The 17,233-nt window shown below is 69.3% G+C and carries 14 protein-coding genes and 1 pseudogene; 6 read left to right on the top strand and 9 right to left on the bottom strand.

From position 1 onward, the window contains the following. Positions 1-14: 14 nt before the first annotated feature. The 6 genes from ACH4TV_RS44825 to ACH4TV_RS44800 all read right to left on the bottom strand — a co-directional run bounded on the left by ACH4TV_RS44825 (position 15) and on the right by ACH4TV_RS44800 (position 5,886). Complete coding sequence (locus ACH4TV_RS44825) at positions 15-539, bottom strand: GNAT family N-acetyltransferase (protein ID WP_398407203.1); 525 nt, start codon at positions 537-539, stop codon at positions 15-17. 424 nt (positions 540-963) lie between these two features. Next, on the bottom strand, positions 964-2,127 hold the full coding sequence (gene mqnE / locus ACH4TV_RS44820; protein WP_398407202.1) for an aminofutalosine synthase MqnE: 1,164 nt from the start codon (positions 2,125-2,127) through the stop codon (positions 964-966). Positions 2,128-2,206: 79 nt separating this feature from the next. Further along, the gene (locus ACH4TV_RS44815) at positions 2,207-2,662 is read right to left on the bottom strand and encodes an Lrp/AsnC family transcriptional regulator (RefSeq protein WP_398407201.1); all 456 of its coding nucleotides are present in this window, start codon (positions 2,660-2,662) and stop codon (positions 2,207-2,209) included. Between the two features lie 121 nt (positions 2,663-2,783). Next, entirely contained in the window at positions 2,784-3,488 is a 705-nt protein-coding gene (locus tag ACH4TV_RS44810; RefSeq protein WP_398407200.1) for a UbiX family flavin prenyltransferase, read from the bottom strand. Positions 3,489-3,523: 35 nt separating this feature from the next. Beyond that, a complete protein-coding gene (gene mqnP / locus ACH4TV_RS44805; RefSeq protein ID WP_398407199.1) occupies positions 3,524-4,432 on the bottom strand; it encodes a menaquinone biosynthesis prenyltransferase MqnP in 909 nt (302 codons plus the stop codon). Next, positions 4,429-5,886: a menaquinone biosynthesis decarboxylase gene (locus ACH4TV_RS44800; RefSeq protein WP_398407198.1), complete on the bottom strand. Its 1,458-nt coding sequence runs from the start codon at positions 5,884-5,886 to the stop codon at positions 4,429-4,431. Before ACH4TV_RS44800 ends, mqnP begins: the two co-directional genes overlap by 4 nt. A gap of 97 nt (positions 5,887-5,983) precedes the next feature. Here ACH4TV_RS44800 and ACH4TV_RS44795 point away from each other — a divergent pair, with 97 nt between their 5' ends. Next, positions 5,984-6,418 (top strand): PLD nuclease N-terminal domain-containing protein, encoded by a 435-nt coding sequence (locus ACH4TV_RS44795; protein ID WP_398407197.1) that lies wholly within the window; start codon positions 5,984-5,986, stop codon positions 6,416-6,418. On the opposite strand, the pseudogene ACH4TV_RS44790 reads toward ACH4TV_RS44795, so the two are convergent. Further along, positions 6,415-8,046, bottom strand: a pseudogene (locus ACH4TV_RS44790) (IS200/IS605 family accessory protein TnpB-related protein). The gene ACH4TV_RS44795 and the pseudogene ACH4TV_RS44790 overlap by 4 nt on opposite strands. Before the next feature lie 314 nt (positions 8,047-8,360). Between ACH4TV_RS44790 and ACH4TV_RS44785 the strand changes: the two are divergent. Next, a complete protein-coding gene (locus tag ACH4TV_RS44785) occupies positions 8,361-9,746 on the top strand; it encodes a purine-cytosine permease family protein (RefSeq protein WP_398407196.1) in 1,386 nt (461 codons plus the stop codon). A gap of 162 nt (positions 9,747-9,908) precedes the next feature. On the opposite strand, the gene ACH4TV_RS44780 is transcribed toward ACH4TV_RS44785, so the two are convergent. Beyond that, positions 9,909-11,699, bottom strand: coding sequence for an acyl-CoA dehydrogenase (locus tag ACH4TV_RS44780; RefSeq protein ID WP_398407195.1), 1,791 nt, complete (start codon positions 11,697-11,699; stop codon positions 9,909-9,911). Between the two features lie 447 nt (positions 11,700-12,146). Between ACH4TV_RS44780 and ACH4TV_RS44775 the strand changes: the two genes are divergently transcribed. From ACH4TV_RS44775 to ACH4TV_RS44760, 4 genes are read left to right on the top strand one after another with little or no spacing between them, the layout of a single operon-like run. Then, entirely contained in the window at positions 12,147-12,797 is a 651-nt protein-coding gene (locus ACH4TV_RS44775; protein ID WP_398407194.1) for an RNA polymerase sigma factor, read from the top strand. Next, positions 12,794-13,441, top strand: coding sequence for a hypothetical protein (locus tag ACH4TV_RS44770; protein WP_398407193.1), 648 nt, complete (start codon positions 12,794-12,796; stop codon positions 13,439-13,441). Before ACH4TV_RS44775 ends, ACH4TV_RS44770 begins: the two co-directional genes overlap by 4 nt. Continuing rightward, positions 13,438-15,252: an acyltransferase family protein gene (locus tag ACH4TV_RS44765; protein WP_398407192.1), complete on the top strand. Its 1,815-nt coding sequence runs from the start codon at positions 13,438-13,440 to the stop codon at positions 15,250-15,252. Before ACH4TV_RS44770 ends, ACH4TV_RS44765 begins: the two co-directional genes overlap by 4 nt. Then, positions 15,146-16,009: a DUF4157 domain-containing protein gene (locus tag ACH4TV_RS44760; protein WP_398407239.1), complete on the top strand. Its 864-nt coding sequence runs from the start codon at positions 15,146-15,148 to the stop codon at positions 16,007-16,009. The genes ACH4TV_RS44765 and ACH4TV_RS44760 overlap by 107 nt, the downstream gene beginning before the upstream one ends. 130 nt (positions 16,010-16,139) lie before the next feature. Here the strand turns inward: ACH4TV_RS44760 and ACH4TV_RS44755 are convergent, their stop codons facing one another. After that, the gene (locus ACH4TV_RS44755) at positions 16,140-17,117 is read right to left on the bottom strand and encodes a hypothetical protein (protein WP_398407191.1); all 978 of its coding nucleotides are present in this window, start codon (positions 17,115-17,117) and stop codon (positions 16,140-16,142) included. Positions 17,118-17,233: the final 116 nt, after the last annotated feature.

The raw sequence follows: 17,233 nt of genomic DNA, 5'->3' as shown, positions 1-17,233 counted from the left end.
TACGGGGGACGCGCTCAGAGCAGCGGGAGCAGCATCGTGATGTCGTCGCGGTCGTCCCCGGGGGCGACCCTTATCGCGTCGGGCACGCGGCCGACCTCCTTGTAGCCGCAGGAGCCGTAGAAGCGCTCCAGGCCGAGTCCGCCCCGGCAGCCGAGGCGGATCGCCTCTATGCCGTCGAGGCTGCGGGCGGCGTCCGCGACGGCCGCCATGAGGTCCCGCCCGTATCCCTTGCCCTGGTGCCTCGGATGCACCATCACCGTGTAGAGCCACACCCAGTGCGTCCGCAGCCGGTGGGTGTTGAAGGTGAGGAACGCGGTCGCGGCGACCCGGCCGTCCTCGTCGTGCCCGACGAGCAGCCGGGCACCGCCGGTGGCGAGCGAGGCGAGCTGTTTCACCAGCTCGGGCCGTATCTCGTCCCGCGTCACGGGCGCCACGAAGCCGACCGCGCCGCCCGCGTTGGTGACGTCGGTCCAGAGGTCGAGGATGCCGTCGCGGAGGGCGGGGCCGACAGCGGGGTCGAAAGTGAAAGTAAGGGACACCGGGAAATAGTAGCCATTACGTCAGCGAACCAACGCGCCGATGAGTGCCTCAGGCGCCGTCGTCACCATGCCGCCCGGAGACCCCGTCCGCGAACGTCACCCGTTTCCTTCGCCCCCGCCGCCCCTACCCGTCCCATCCCTGGGGGCTGCGCCCCCAGACCCCCTACGGCCCTGAACGGGCCTCGTCCTCAAACGCCGGACGGGCTGGAGGTGCGGGCCTGGGCTGGAGATGCCGCGGCCGGGCTGGATGGTGCGGGCGGGCGGGCGGACTGGTACGGCGGCGGACTGGTACGGCGGCGGACTGGAGAGCCGGGGCGGAGCCCCGCTCTCCAGGGGCGCGGGGAACTGCGCGACCAGCCCCCACCGGACCCGCACCCGCACCCGCATCCGTATCCGTATCCGTATCCGCAAACCCCCCGCAGGCTCAGACCCGCATCGGCTGCGGCGACTCCCGGCGTGCCGGGTCCGGGCCGTCGTACTCGCGGATGATCTCGTATCGCGTGTTGCGCTCCACCGGGCGGAACCCGGCGTCCCTGATCAGGTCGAGCAGGTCCTCGCGGGTCAGTTTGTTCGGCGTGCCGTAGTTGTCGGCGTCGTGGGTGATCTTGTACTCGACGACCGAGCCGTCCATGTCGTCGGCGCCGTGCAGCAACGCCAGTTGCGCGGTCTGGACGCCGTGCATGACCCAGAAGACCTTGACGTGCGGGACGTTGTCGAACAGCAGCCTCGACACCGCGAAGGTCTTGAGGGCCTCCGCGCCGGTCGCCATCTGCGTGCGCGCCTGGAGGCGGTTCCTGACCTTGCCGTCCTTCATGTCGACGAAGTCGTGCTGGTAGCGCAGCGGGATGAAGACCTGGAAGCCGTTCGTCTCGTCCTGGAGCTCACGCAGGCGCAGGACGTGGTCCACCCGGTGGCGCGGCTCCTCGATGTGGCCGTACAGCATCGTGCACGGGGTCTTCAGACCCTTCTCGTGCGCGAGACGGTGGATGCGCGACCAGTCCTCCCAGTGCGTGCGGTGGTCCACGATGTGCTCGCGGACCTCCCAGTCGAAGATCTCGGCGCCGCCGCCGGTCAACGACTCCAGGCCCGCGTCGATCAGCTCGTCGAGGATCTCGGACGCCGACAGCCCGCTGATCGTCTCGAAGTGGTGGATCTCCGTCGCCGTGAACGCCTTGAGGGAGACGCTCGGGAGAGCCGCCTTCAACTCCCGCAGGGAGCGCGGGTAGTAGCGCCACGGGAGGCTCGGGTGCAGGCCGTTGACGATGTGCAGCTCGGTGAGGTTCTCGCCCTCCATCGACTTGGCGAGCTTGACCGCCTCCTCGATGCGCATCGTGTACGCGTCCTTCTCGCCCGGCTTGCGCTGGAACGAGCAGTAGGCGCAGGAGGCCGTGCACACGTTGGTCATGTTGAGATGCCGGTTGACGTTGAAGTGGACGACGTCACCGTTCTTACGGGTCCGCACCTCGTGCGCCAGCCCGCCGAGCCAGGCGAGGTCGTCCGACTCGTACAGCGCGATGCCGTCCTCGCGGGTCAGCCGCTCACCGGCCCTGACCTTGTCCTCCAGCTCGCGCTTGAGTCCGACGTCCATGCCTCTACCTCTTCCTCAGACAACCCGGTCAACGGTACGCCCACGGCTTCGCCCTACCGCTTCGCCCCACTACTTCCGCCTACTGCTCCTCGGGCAGCTCACCGACCCTGTTCTCCCACTTGGTGGAGAGCACGATGGTCGTACGGGTCCTGGAGACGCCCGTGGTCCCGCTGAGCCGCCGGATGGTCTTCTCCAGCCCGTCGACGTCGCTCGAACGCACCTTGAGCATGAACGAGTCGTCGCCCGCGATGAACCAGCAGTCCTCGATCTCGCTGAGGTCCCGGAGCCGGCGCGCCACGTCCTCGTGGTCGGCCGCGTCGGAGAGCGAGATGCCGATCAGCGCGGTGACGCCGAGGCCGAGTGAGGCGGCGTCGACGGTGGCCCGGTACCCGGTGATGACACCGGCCGTCTCCAGCCGGTTGATGCGGTCGGTGACACTCGGTCCCGACAGACCGACGAGGCGCCCCAGCTCGGCGTAGGAGGCCCGGCCGTTCTCCCTCAGGGCCTGGATGAGCTGCCTGTCCACCGCGTCCATGCGATCTAAGCCTTCCGGTGAAGAGGGATCCGATGAGGGATCCGGAAATCTGGAAAGGGTTCCTGAAAGAGGTTCCCGAAGGTGATGAGCGGTACTGCCGGTTACTGATACGTACGCCGGCTCAGTCGTTATCAGTACGGGACGTACGGGACGACCCGGCCCCGCCGCCGAGTTCGCCCTCCCAGCGGCGGTACAGCCGGTGCGGGACACCCGCCGCGTCGAGCACGCGCCCGGCGACGAAGTCCACGAGGTCCTGGATGTGGGTGGCGCCGGCGTAGAAGGCGGGCGAGGCCGGTACGACGCTCGCGCCGGCGTCGTCCAGGGTCACCAGGTGGCGGAGGGTCTGCCCGTTCAACGGGGACTCCCGCACGGCGACGACGAGTGCGCGCCGTTCCTTGAGGGTGACACTGGCCGCCCGCTGCAACAGGTCCTTCGACAGCCCGAGCGCGACCCCGGCCACACAGGCGGTGGACGCGGGCACGATCAGCATCCCCTTCGTGGCGTACGACCCGGAGGAGGGCCCGGCGGCCAGGTCCCCCGCGCTCCAGTGCCGTACGCGGTCACCGTCGAGGTCCACCTCGAAGGTGCCGGGCTTGCCGTCGGCGCCCCGGGCCAGCCATTCGCCCAGGTCGTCCTGCCAGTGGGCGTCCCGGAAGGAGATCCCCGTCTCGTCGAGCAACGTGAGCCGCGAGGCCCGGCTGACGACCAGATCGACGGCTTCCCCCGCTGCGAGCAGCGCACGCAGCACGGCAGCCGCATACGGCGTCCCTGACGCTCCTGACACCCCCACGATCCAAGGCGTGCGCTGCGATTCCCCTGCGTTCACACCCTGAGCCTACCGGCGGTGACCCCTACCGGAATTCAGACCGTCAGTCCACGGACGAGCAGATCGAGCAGCGCACACCCGAAAAGAGCGATCCCGATGAAGCCGTTGACGCTGAAGAACGCCCTGTTGAGCCGCGACAGATCATGCGGGCGCACGATCCTGTGCTCGTACACGAAGGCCCCCGCCACGATCAGCAGCCCCAGCCAGAGGAACGCGCCCGCGTCCGTGACCAGCGCGTACCAGACGAACAGTGCCGTCGTCAGGGCGTGGCAGACCCGCGCGCTCCACACCGCCGCCGGGATGCCGAAGCGCGCGGGCACCGACATCACGCCGGTCTCGCGGTCCGTCTCGACGTCCTGGCAGGCGTAGATCAGGTCGAAGCCGCCGATCCAGATTCCGACGGCGAGACCCAGGATCACCGCGTCCCAGGACCACTCGCCGGTGATGGCCAGCCAGCCGCCGACCGGGCCCATGGCCTGGGCGAGACCCAGGATGGCCTGGGGGAAGTTCGTGAACCGTTTGCCGTACGGGTACACCACCATCGGGATCACCGCGACGGGGGCGAGGGCCAGGCACAGGGGGTTCAGGAGGGCCGCCGAGCCGAGGAAGATGACGACGGCGATCAGCGCGCCCGTCCAGGCGTGCTTCACCGACATCGCGCCGGTGACCAGTTCACGGTGGGCCGTGCGCGGGTTCCGGGCGTCGATCTCCCGGTCGATGATCCGGTTGACGGCCATGGCGAACGTCCGCAGGCCGACCATGCAGATCGTGACCAGGAGCAGCTTGCCCCAGGCGATGTTCTTGTCCACCTGGAACATCGCCGTGAGTGCCGCGATGTAGGCGAAGGGCAGCGCGAAGACCGAGTGCTCGATCATCACGAGGCGCAAGAAGGCCTTCGTACGGCCCGGTTGGGGCAGTGCGGCGGATGCGGATGCGGAGCTCACAGGCCGTATTCCTTCCAGCGTCTGTCCACCGTCGCCGCCGTCTCCGGGTCCGACACCACCATCTCCGGCCAGCCGCCGTCCCGCGTGTACCCCTCCTCGGGCCACTTACGGGTCGCGTCGATGCCTGCCTTGCCGCCCCAGAACTGCTGGTAGGAGGCGTGGTCGAGGTGGTCGACGGGGCCTTCGACCACCGTCAGGTCGCGGGCGTAGTCCGTGTTGCCGAGGGCCCGCCAGGCGACCTCGTGCAGGTCGTGGACGTCGCAGTCGGAGTCGACGACGATGATCAGCTTGGTCAGGGACATCATGTGGGCGCCCCAGACGGCGTGCATCACCTTCTGCGCGTGCTTGGGGTACTTCTTGTCGATCGCGACGATCGCGCAGTTGTGGAAGCCGCCCGCCTCGGGGAGGTGGTAGTCCACGATGTCCGGGACGATGATCTTCAACAGGGGCAGGAAGAAGCGCTCCGTCGCCCGGCCCAGCGGGCCGTCCTCCGTCGGGGGGCGGCCCACGACGATGGACTGGATCAGCGGCTTGCGTCGCATCGTCACGCAGTCGATCGTCAGGGCGGGGAAGGGTTCCTGCGGGGTGTAGAAGCCCGTGTGGTCCCCGAAGGGGCCCTCCGGCAGCATCTCCCCCGGCTCCAGCCACCCTTCCAGGACGACCTCGGCCTGCGCCGGCACCTGCAACGGCACCGTCTTGCAGTCGACCATCTCGATCCGCTTGCCCGCGATGAACCCGGCGAACAGGTATTCGTCGATGTCACCGGGGAGCGGAGCCGTGGAGGCGTAGGTGACAGCCGGCGGGCAGCCGAAGGCGATGGCGACGGGGAGCCGCTCGCCCTTGCGTGCCGCCACCTGGTAGTGGTTCCGGCTGTCCTTGTGGATCTGCCAGTGCATGCCGATCGTGCGCTTGTCGTGCCGCTGGAGGCGGTAGAGCCCGAGGTTGCGGACCCCGCTCTCCGGGTCCTTGGTGTGCGTGAGCCCGAGGTTGAAGAAGGAGCCGCCGTCCTGCGGCCAGGTGAAGAGCGCCGGGAGACGGTCGAGGTCCACCTCGTCGCCCTTCAGGACGACCTCCTGGACCGGCGCGTTGTCCGACTTCACCTTCTTCGGCGGTACGTGCGTCATCGCGCCGAGCTTGCCGAAGGCCTCGCGCACGCCCACGAACCCGTGCGGCAGCTCGGGCTTCAGCAGCCCGCCGATCCGGTCGCTGATGTCCGCGTACGACTTCAGCCCCAGGGACTTGAGCAGCCGCCGGTCGGTGCCGAACACGTTCATCGCCAGCGGCATCGCCGACCCGCGCACGTTCTCGAAGAGCAGCGCGGGCCCGCCTGCCTTCTGTACGCGGTCGACGATCTCCCCGACCTCCAGATACGGGTCCACCTCGGCCTTGATGCGCTTGAGGTCGCCCTCGCGCTCCAGCGCCCTGAGCAGGGAGCGAAGATCGTCGTAAGCCATGCGTTCCAGTATCCGTCACGCACTACCCTGGACCCGTCAGCGGGGGCCGGACGCAACGGCCGGCGCGCCCGGACAGCTACTCAAGGGGAACCGATACATGCTCCGGGTGCTGATCATCCTGGTGCCTCTCGCACTGAGCATCTACGCGTTCATCGACTGCGTGACCACGCAGGAGAAGGACGTCCGCTTCATGCCCAAGCCCGTGTGGGCCATCCTCATCCTTCTGTTCCCGCTGGTCGGCTCCATCTCCTGGCTGATCATCGGCCGCGACCGTGCCACCTCCCAGCGCATGGGCCGTACGTCACGCGGCCAGTGGGTCGCCCCGGACGACAACCCGGAGTTCCTGAAGTCCCTCAAGGACGAGAAGAAGGACGAGAAAGCGCAGAAGGCAGAGGAGCCGGAGAAGGACGGGAAGGCCGACGACGGTGAGCCCGTGCACGACGACGACGCCCATCTGCGGGACTGGGAGGCCGACCTGCGCCGCCGCGAGGAGGAGCTGAAGCGCCGGGAGAGCGGCGACGACCATTCCTAGAGGCTGAGCGGGAGTGAGTCCTGTTGCCAGGTCTCGTGCTCGGCCGAACGCCCCGGACGGTGTTGGGCGTTCTGGTTGCCCGCGTTCGCTCCGCGTCCGGGCCGTACGGATCGTGTCCGTGGTCCGGGAATGCGGGGGCGGGTTCCCTCACGCCCAAGGACGCCTGGTCCGGCCTGGACGGTCCGATGCCCCACCACATCACTCCGGTGTGGTGGGGGCGGTGTCGTCCGTCGCCGGATCGGGTGTCCCTGGGCGCGCCTTCCGATCGCCACAGCAGCAGCATCATGGCGAGTGGTCTTACGGGTGGTCGTGGTGAGGGGTTTCTGCCAGTGCTGGGCACCCCAGCGGCTGGTATAGGCCGGGTCGACGGCGATGACCGCGATCCCCGTCTGGTCGGCCATCGACGACAGCCGGGCGCGGAGCTTCCCGGTGGGCATGCCGGAGATCAACTGCCGGAAGCGTTTCCTGCGGCCGTGCTTCTCCCGGGTCTTCTCCGCGCCGAAGTCCAGGTCCTCCACCGCGATCGCCCGCACGCCACAGGCTCGGGCCCAGTGCAGGAGGCGGGTGAGAGCGTGGCGGACCTGGGCGTCACGGTGTTCGGCGGTGCCGGACAGGTCGTAGAAGAAACGGCGCGGGCAGCCGGTCGGGTTGCCGTGGATGTCGAGGCGCCAGGCGGCCAGGTGGTCGGCGTTCATGTCCACACCGATCACGCCGTGGGCGAGCGCCGCCTCGATCGGGATAGTCGGCGTGGGCGGGATCTGCCAGGACGCGGTCACATACCAGCGGTCCCGGCCGGTATCGAGGTGGATGCGGTAAGCGACCGCCCGGTTGACTACGACGCGGTCGGCCCACTCGCTGCCCCGGTGCGCGAACACAATCCGGCAGGCCAGGACGTACCGCCCGTGCGGGGCGTTGGCCAGATACGCGAGCGGGGCGGGGAGTTTGATGCACACCTCGCCATCGGGACTGACACGGATTGTCTCGTTGCCGTAGCGCCTGCCGGACTCCCCGTCCGCCTGGCAGAACCAGCGCTCCACCTCCCACCGCCCCCGCCACGCGGACTCCGTCAGCCCGGCCGCCTCCATGTGGTGCCGGTTGCGGGCCAGCCGCTTGCCGCCGCGCACGACGTGCACAAGTCCGGCCTCACGGTCGGCCCGCGCGGCAGCCAGCCGGTCCTGAAGCACCCGCAGCCGCCTCGACTTCGCATGCCACTCCCGCTGGGAGCGGTAACCCCCCGGCGCCTTCTTCGTCCCCTTCTGCCCGACCGGCAGCGACAGCCGCTGCTCGACGGTGCGGACGTCCGCTTCCAGGTTCTGCAGGTGCGCCAGCTGGCAGCGGCGGGCCAGCGCCCACTGATCGTGCGTGGCCTTGGTGATACTGCCCGCCCACCGCGACGACGACAGCGGCGTCAACTCCCGCTTCCGCACCGCCCACGCCTCACCCGAATGCGACAGACCGTCCCGGCAACGCGCCTTGAGATCCTTCGAAGCCAGCGACCCCAGATGCGCCCCCACCAGACGCAGCGCCTTCTCATCATCCGCGGTCAGGTGCTTGAGCCGGGTCCGGACGGCCACACCAGAGGGCCCGGGAGCGACGAACGGCGGCGCAATACTCCTCAGCTCACCCACCCTGTCACCCCCGCCCGGCCCCACCCGAAGATCCCGTCGCCATGAGAAACGAGCGCCGCCAGGGAAGGTCACGCATTCGATGAAAGAACGTCAGTTCCCCCACCGAAAACCGACACCACAGCCGAGGCGCGCGACACGACACAGTCCCCGCGCACTCACTCCCACTCACCAGAACGCTCGTGAACACACTCCAGCGCCAACTGCTCCAAACCCCAAGGAGTAGCAGCCCCGTACAAGCTGTACGCCGACGAGCCCCCGGAAGCGGACAGTGCGCCCCTGGGCCGGGCGCGGCGGGGGCCGGACACTTACCTCGCATGACGACTGCTCCGGCCAGTACCCCCGTGACCCCGGGCCCCGAGTACGGCGACAAGGTCATCGCCGTCGAGACGGCGGGCTCGGAACCCATTCCGGACGCCGAACGGCACGGCGGCCCGCTCCAGTTGCTGTGGACGTGGGCCTCCCCGAACATCGAGTTCGCGACCGTCTACATCGGCGTGATCTCGGTCCTCTTCTTCGGCCTGGACTTCTGGCAGGCGTCCGCGGCCCTGCTGCTGGGCACCGCGCTCGGTTCGCTGACGCACGGGATCCTCTCCCTCGACGGCCCCCGGTTCGGCGTACCGCAGATGGCGGTCGGCCGGTTCGCCTTCGGGTACCGGGGAAACCTGCTGCCCGCCGGTGTGAACGCGCTGGTCGCGGGCGTCGGTTGGTTCGCCGTGAACAGTGTGAGCGCCGCTTTCGCGCTCGAAACCCTCACCGGGCTGCGCCCGCTGCCTTCCCTGCTCCTGGTCGTGGCGGCGGAGATCGTGATCGGCTTCATCGGCCACAACTTCGTCCACGCCTTCGAGAAGTACGCGTTCCCGGTACTGGCGGTCGTCTTCCTGCTGGCCGGGGTCTGGACGTTCGGGGAGGCGGATCTGGGCGCGCCGGGTGCGGGCGGCGGTATCGGCGGGTTCCTGCTCGCGTTCAGCGCGGCCTGGGGGTACACGGCCGGCTGGAACCCGGGCGCCTCGGACTACTCCCGCTATCTTCCGCGGACGGCCGACCGGTTCCGTACCGCGCTCTACCCGGCCGTGGGCCTGTTCGTATCGGTCTCCGTCGTGGCGCTGATCGGCGCGGCCTCGGCGACGATCGTCGCTCCCGAGGGCGCGTCGCCGACGGCGGCCTTCACCGGTCATCTCCCGTCCTGGCTCAGCAACTTGGTGCTGCTCGCCATCATTCTGGGCGCGGTCTCGGCGAACGCCCTGAACGTCTACTCCTCCGCGATGTCGATCACCTCCCTGGGTCTGCGGCTGCCCGTGTGGCTGGGGCGCGGCGCGATCGTGGTGCTGTGCGGGCTGGCGGGTACGGCGGCGGCGTGGTCGTCACTGGCGGACGCGGGGCACGCGTACGAGGCGTTTCTGCTGGTGATCGCGTACTGGGTGGGGCCGTGGCTGGGGGTGGTGCTGGTGGAGCGGTGGCTTCGTTCCCGGACGCCGGTGGAGGCCCTGGGCGCGCGGCTGTCGGACCGGGCGTTCACCAACTGGCCCGGGATCATCGCCCTGTTGGCGGGCATCGCGGTGTCGGTCCCGCTCTTCTCGAACCAGGAGAAGTACGTGGGCTGGATACCGGAACAGTGGCCGTCCTTCGGCGACATCACGTGTCTGGTGGGCTTCGCGGTGAGCGCGGGGCTGTACGGGGTGCTGCGGCGCGCGGTCCGCTGAGCGGGTGGGCGCGTGAGGGGGTTTCGCGGCGGGCCCACTGGGCGTGGGCCCGCCGGAGTCGCGGGTCGGACATACACAAAGAAGGGCAATATTATGTCAGGTTCGCGTCAAAAATAGGTCAAGCGTCACCCTCCACAAACCCCCACGCGACCTACGCACCGCTCACTGGCCGCTCAGCATCGGCAGCGACGACAGGTGTTCCTCCGGGATGTCGAAGGCCTCCGTCAGGATGCTGAGGTGCGGGGCGAGGCGGGTCAGGAGGGTGTGCAGGGTCTCCGGGACGGCACGGACCTGATCGGCGGTGAGGGCCTGTTCGGCGAGGAGCAGACCGCTGCGGGCACTGACCTGACGGAGCAGGAAGAGCGCGCTCAGGTCCTCCAGCACGGCGCGCGTGATCGGGTCGGAGACGCGGGCGCAGGCGGCGAGTAAAGCGTCGGCGGCCCGGCCCACCGTGTACACCTCCACGAGGTCCAGGGCGGCGCCGGACGCGTTGTTCCAGCGGCCGAGGGCGTCGCCGCCGTCACCGGCGCGCAGGTCGCGGCGGGCGGCGAGGTGCCAGTAGCGCTCGGCGGTGGTGAGGGCGCGGCGCAGCAGGCGGGGGTCGGTGAGCGGTCCGTCGCCGGACGGGCGGGCGGGTTCGGCGGCCAGGTCGTGCCCGAAGATCATCTCGGCGCCGGCCTTGCACCAGATCGCCAGGTTGTCGCCCTCGGCGGTGATGCCGCCGTCCATGTTGGCGGCCATGTCGGCGAGTCCGTTCACGGGGAACAGCCCGCGTGCGCCGCACCGTTCCCGGCTCTCGGTCGCGATCTCGCGGGCCTGCCAGGTGACCCACCCCTTGGTGACGGCGACCAGCCGCTCGGCGTCCGCGCGGTTCTCGGGCGTGTGGGTGACCCAGCCTTCGGTGGCCGCCCGGTGCAGGAACGTCATGGCGTAGGCGGTGGCGGTGTGTTCGAGGAGGCGGGTGTAGTGGCTGCGGTGCGCGGCGAGCGGGACGCGCTGCCCGGCCACCGGCCCGGATATGTGCCGGGTGTACGAGTACCGCACGGCGATGGCGAGCGCCGCACGGGCCACCCCGAGCCCGCTCGCGCTCATGCACAGTTTGCCCGCCGTGACCCGGCTGATGGCATGGATGAACCGCTTGCGCGGACTGCCGACGGAGCTGACGAGGCTTCCGTCGGGGAGCAGTTGCCCGTGGGCGCCCTGGATGAGGGCGGTACGGGGCAGCCGTACGTGGTCGAAGTTGGTGGCGCAGTGGTCCACCGAGCTGCCGACGCGCTCGGGCAACAGGGTGACGGTGATGCCGGGGAGGGTGCCGTACTCGTCGCTCAGCGGGGTGAGGAAGAGGAAGGCGCCCAGGTACTTGTCGTCGACGATGAGCCGGGCGGCGACCACCGCGGTCTTGGGCCCGCCCGCGGAGCTGGTGTTGGGCATGTACTTCTGTGCCCCCGGGTGCGGGGTGTGCAGGACGAACTCGTCGGCCTCCCGGTCGTACCGGGCGACGGTCTCCAGTGCGGGCACGTCGTTCCCGTGCGCGCGCTCGGTGCACAGGAACGTCCCCATCCGGGACATGGTGGTGAAGTCCGTCAGTTCACGCGGCGCGGAGACCTGGTCGTCGACAATGCTGCCGAGGAAAAGGTTGTAGTGGATTCCGGCCACAGTGACCGTGGCCCCGTCCACCGGGCAGGTCCACTCGTGCAACGCAGCAAGTCCGCGCGGGTCGTTGGCCAGAAGTTCGGGCGCCGGAACTTCGTCATTGAGGGCCCGTAGCCGTTCGTACGCCAGTTGCCATCGTTGCTGACTTCCTAGTCCGGGTCGATAGCGGAACAGTTCGTTCGAGACTGCCTTGCGCCAGCGCGCGTGGAGGTCGTTTCCCTCCGGGCCGTCCCGGAAGAGGAGGCTCCTGATGGCGGCTTGGTCGAGGACCGGATGGGGCGTGCGCGTCTCCGTGGTCATGATGATCAAGATGCCCATTGTGATTCCCAGATCAACCAATAGTGACCAGGAGCACTTCATAAATCAGCCAATATAGAGCTTTTAAGGGCAGGAATCGGTCGAAGTGCGGCAACGCCGGTTCGGACGACTCCGGCCCCTCATCACCCCTCCCCGGGCCACCCGGAACCCGCGTAAGCGGAATCCGGATCGGGCGAATCGGAACGGAGGATTCCAGAGTTTCCGGTGGGGCTTCGCACAGGATTGTTCGAGGGGCGGAACGAGCTGAATCAGCCACTCCCTGTCTCTTCCGAACGCCAGCCGGATACCGGTCAGATATCGATCGGATCGATCAGTCGGTGGCCGATATCCGACTACGCGGGTCCCTCGTTCCATCCGTAACGCTTTTCGCCGCTCGGCCCAAGAACAGGTGAAGGGCCAAGACGAGATGGACGCGAAGACGCGAAGGAGATGCCAGTGGCTGGTGCGAAACCAGAAGGGTTACGAGGTGGACCGGCCGCGGTGGTGCGCGACCCGGAGCTCTTCGAGGCGTTCTACCGGCGCCATGTGGACGCGGTGCTGCGCTTCGTGGCCCGACGGGTCGACGACCCGCACACCGCGGCCGACCTGACGGCGGAGATCTTCCTCGCCGTCCTCGACTCGGCCCACACCTACCGGCCGCGCCTGGGCAGCGAGACGGCCTGGCTGTACGGCATCGCGCGCAACGTCGTGTCGTCGGAGCGCCGCCGGGTCGCCCGCGAGGCCGAACGCGACCGGCGCTTCTCCGGTCGCCGACTGCTGGAGCCCGACGACATAGTCCGCATCGAGGACAAGCTCGACGCGGAGAGCCCGGGGCGACGCGCCCTGGCCGCTCTCGAACGGCTGCCCGAGGGCGAGCGGGCCGTCCTGGAGTTGATAGTGATCGACCAGCTCACGATCCCGGAGGCGGCGTCCGCGCTGGGCATCCGCCAGGTCACCGCGCGGGTCCGACTGCACCGGGCACGCAAGGCGCTGCGCGGGGAGCCGGGCTTCGAGGCATATGCCGAGGCGCGCTCCGAGGCTGTGGAGACGGTACCGGTGCCGGACACATCACTTTTGTACGTCAGGAGGGGCGAGGCATGAGCACGAGGACGACGTTCGAGGACCGGCTCCTTGAGGAGCTGAAGCGGGAGATCGGGCTGCGCGAGGAGGACCTGCCGTCGGCAGAGGACGCCACGGGTGAGCGCCGGACGAGCACCTCCGCGGGGCGCCTGGTCACCCCGCGCCGGATCGCCCTCGCCGCGGCGACCTGCGCGGTGGCCGGACTCGCCGTGGCGCTCGTCCCCGGTACGCCGACCGAATCGGTGGCGTTCGCGGTGGAGCAGCACGGCGCCGACAGGGTCACGGTCACTATCAAGAAGCAGGCCATCGGCATCGACGCCCAGTACGACCTCGCGGAGGAACTGCGGCCGGACGGCATCGTGGTGGACGTGGCGGTGCTCAACCCCGGGTACTCCTGCAAGCCGTGGGGCAGGGGCACGCGCCTCCTCCTGCTGGTCGGGAAGGACGGCGACGTCACTATCCATGAACGCGCCGGCGCCTGGAAGGCGCCCGCGCAGGTCAACCTGATCAAGGGCAACGTGCTGGTCTTCGAGAACATCAAGGGCAGTGCCGAGCCGCGGGCGATCCACGCCTACGAAGTCGACCGCTATGCCCTGGACTCCTCCACGGCGAAGCCCGAGGGCCGGTCCTCCGATCCCTGCGTTCCGGTGAAGTCCACCCCATGACCAGCCCTCCGAACGACTCGACGGAACGCCTGGCCAGGCTGGGCTGGCTGGACGCCTTGCGCGGCATCGCGGCGCTCGTCGTCGTGTTCGACCACTCGTCGTACTCCTTCCTGCCGGAGTTCCGGCGGGAGCTGATGCCGGAGTTCAACACCAGCCGGTACGGCATCATGGTGTTCTTCCTGGTGAGCGGCTACATCATCCCGGCGTCGCTCGAACGGCGGGGCTGTGTACGGACGTTCTGGATCGGGCGGGTGTTCCGCATCTACCCGCTGTGCGTGGCCGCCGTCGGTGCGGTCCTCGTCCTCAGCCTGCTGGGCGTCGCGGAGCTTCGCACCGGGTCGTCCGGACTGAGCGCCGGCATGGTGGCCCTCGCCCATCTCACGCTGTTCCAGGAGCTGTTGGGCACCCCCAACCTCCTTCTCGTCCTGTGGACCCTGTCCTACGAGATGGCGTTCTACCTCCTGGTCGTCGCCCTCTTCACGGTCCGTCGGCACCAGCGGTCGGCGCCGATCGCCATGACCCTGGCCTCGCTCGCCGCCGTGAGCGTGGCGGCGGGGATCACGCTCCCGGCTTCCGCCCTCTCCGACGCGGTCGGCACCGGCCGGCTGATCGTGCTCACCGCGATCGCCCTGACGGCCGCCATCTGCTGTACGAGCGCCAGCTCACCCCGACTCCGCGTGTTCGGGGGTGGGTTGGGTGGAGCTCTGGCGCTCGTACTGGTTCTCTTCAACGGCACGGTCCCGGTGTGGGAGGGCCTGGTGATCCTCGCCGCGATGTTCCTCGGCACGGCCGTCCACCGGGCAGAACACGGTCGCAGCAGCTGGTGGTACGCCGCCTGCACGGCCGCCGTGGTCGTCGCCTGCTCCGTGGGGAGCGCGTACGGGCACGGCGACGGGGACCACTTCACGCGACGCGCCTGGATCACGGCGTTCCTGCTGGCCGTACTCACCTTCGGCGTCGGACTGGCGCTGCGGCACCGCCGTGTACCGCGCCTGCTGATCGGGCTGGGCACGATCAGCTACTCGGTGTACCTACTGCATCCGATCCTGCTGACGGTGAGCGACGGCACGATCGGGCGGTGGCGGCAGAACAGTCCCGTACTCGAAGTGGCCTTCTTCGCCGTGCTGTTGCCGCTCTGCGCACTGAGTTACCAGTACGTCGAGGCACCGGGGCAGGCGTGGGGCCGGAAACTGGCGCGGTCCTTCCCAGGCAGACCCCGGCCCCGGCCTCGCCCCCGCGATCCCGGTCCAGGGAGAGGCGGCACCGATGACATACGTTGCGCTCTGCCGGGCAACATCTGCCCGCGTCTCTGCCCGTCCGTTCCTTCCCGGTCGCTCACCGTTCGGCGAGTCTGGCTGCTGTTCTCTGCCCGACAGTCAAGGAGATGTCCGGATGGCCATGCGAGGGCGCGAGGAGCAAGCAGATCAGGTTGCCGCCGTGCGGCGCCCTTCGGTGGCTGCCGCTCCACCACAGCACACCGCGTCGGGTGCGGACGGCCGGGCGCCCCGCTGGACGCCCGAGTCGCTCGCGGCTCTCCAGCGCACCGCGGGCAACGCCGCCGTGCAGCGCGCCGTAGCGCAGGACCGGCACAGCCACGGTCCCGGGTGCGGCCACCAGGAGGAGGTCGCGCCGGTCCAGCGCTCGACCGTCCCGGACGTGCTGCGCGGCTCCGGCAAGCCGCTGGACGCCGAGGTCCGCGCCGACATGGAGGGCCGCTTCGGCGCGGACTTCTCCGACGTACGGCTGCACACGGGCATCGCCGCGCAGCGCTCCGCCGCCGAGATCGGGGCCCACGCCTACACCTCCGGTAACCATGTGGTCATCGGCGAGGGCGGCGGCGACCGGCACACCCTCGCCCACGAGTTGACGCACGTCATCCAGCAGCGTCAGGGGCCGGTGTCGGGCACCGACAGTGGCAGCGGGCTCAGCATCTCCGACCCCTCGGACCGGTTCGAACGCGAAGCCGAGGAGCAGGCGCACCGCGTGCTCCAGGGGCCGAGCCCCGTGCAACGCAAGGAATCCGCAGGAGCAACGCGGCAGTCAGGATCAGCGACGACGACGGCGGCGCATGTGCAGCGCACCCACTACGAGCCCGGTGACACCGTCACCGCCAACCCCGGGTTCTCCGTCACCCTCCAGGCGACGCTGAACGGCATCGCCATCGGGACGTTCAGCAGCGAGACCACGCCGTACTCACCCGGTGACCATGCCGAGGACCAGATGGTGGACGAGATCGAGTCCGCCATCGCCGGTCTGTACGGGAAACCGGCGGTCACCCAGGCCCTGGCCGCGGGCCAGCAGGGCACACAGCACACACTCGGTATCCGCCTCACCGCGAGCCCGTGTTCCAGCACGAGGGGGACCTGCGCCAAGGCCGACCGTTCCGAAGGGTGCGCCGAGAGGCTCATCGAGCTCGCACAGCGCGGCTATAACGGGCACACGTTCACCATCAGCGTGCGCGCACATCACCTGTACCAGCCGCGGCTGCCCGGCGTCGATTCCAAGCAGGCGTCGACGCACGCCCTCTCCGACATGGCGGCCGCGGGAATCGCCGTGACCATCGGCTAGGGCGCCGGGACTCATGCCCCGGCCTACAGCGCTCAGCTGACCGGCGTGGGCTGGGCACCGGTGTCACGTATCCGCAACTGCGTTTGACCAGGCGTACGGCCTTCGCGGGGCACCCGCGCGAAGGCCGTCGTCACCCGTTGACGTTCTTGGACAGTTCCGCGTTCATCTCGTCGTGCGACCGCGTCGCGTGGGCGTTGCCCGTGTCGTGGCGGTACATGAGGTAGTCGTAGAGCACGGCCACGCACTGGTCCCGGGTGGCGAACGGGGCGTCGTCGACGAGTTCGCGGTCCCGGGAGACCTCCCTGATCTTCCCGGCCTCATCCGTGTACAGGGGGTGCCAGATCAGCTGGACGTCCGGGTGGATCTGCTGGAGCTGCCGCAGCTGAGGCACCTCCTGGCCGATGAGGACACTGTCGGGGCTGTAGCTGCGCAGGAAGATGTGGACGGGGCCGGTCGCCTGGGCGGCGTAGAACTTCGAGAGGGCGTTCCACAGCGGGCCCTGCAGGCCCCAGTTCTGGTGGAACTCCAGTTGGTTGAAGACCTTCCCGGCCCGCGTGAACTCCATCGGCGTGTAGCCCTTGGACTGCGCGTACGTGCACACGTCGAACCCGCCGGACCACAGCGCCATCCGCGGTGTGACGAAGCCGCTGTTCTCGCGCAGCATCTCGATCGCCTGCTGGTACCAGTCGTTGCCCTCGCGCCGCAGCCGCCGCTCCGTCCGGGTGAGGGACGGGTCCTTCGACGCGGCGTTGATGGTCTCCTGCTCCCGCAGCCCGCCGATCAGCAGCGACCACAGGTTCTCCACCACGGTCGCGGAGAACCCCGCGTCCGTCATCAGCGTGCGGTACAGGGACCATTCCGGATGCGCGGTCGGGTCATCCGTGTGATGTTGGTCGGCCGCGTTCGGCCCCGGGAACTTCCGTTGTACGACGGTCTGTTGGACCCGCGCCTGCCCGATCGCGCGGGCCACGGCGGCGTTTCCCGCGGTGCCCTGCAGACTCCGCATCACCACCCCGGGGGACCGCTCGCCCCCGTCAAGTTTCGTGGCGTGGGCGACCGGAGCGCGGCCCTCATCCTCTGTTCTGCGCGGCGGGCCGGGCCTGCTCATGGCGTCTCCCTCTGCGCGCTGCGACTCACTGAGGTCTTCCTACGCCACCCCGGGCAGAACAGGAACCGACCGTCCGGGCACCGTCGCGGGCAGAACACCTGCCCGCGAGGCCGGCC

Source organism: Streptomyces sp. NPDC020898 (assembly GCF_044333925.1).
In the GTDB taxonomy this organism is placed as follows: Bacteria; Actinomycetota; Actinomycetes; order Streptomycetales; family Streptomycetaceae; genus Streptomyces.
The sequence above is the reverse complement of the archived record's forward strand: the minus strand, read 5'-3'. Positions and strand labels throughout refer to the sequence as shown.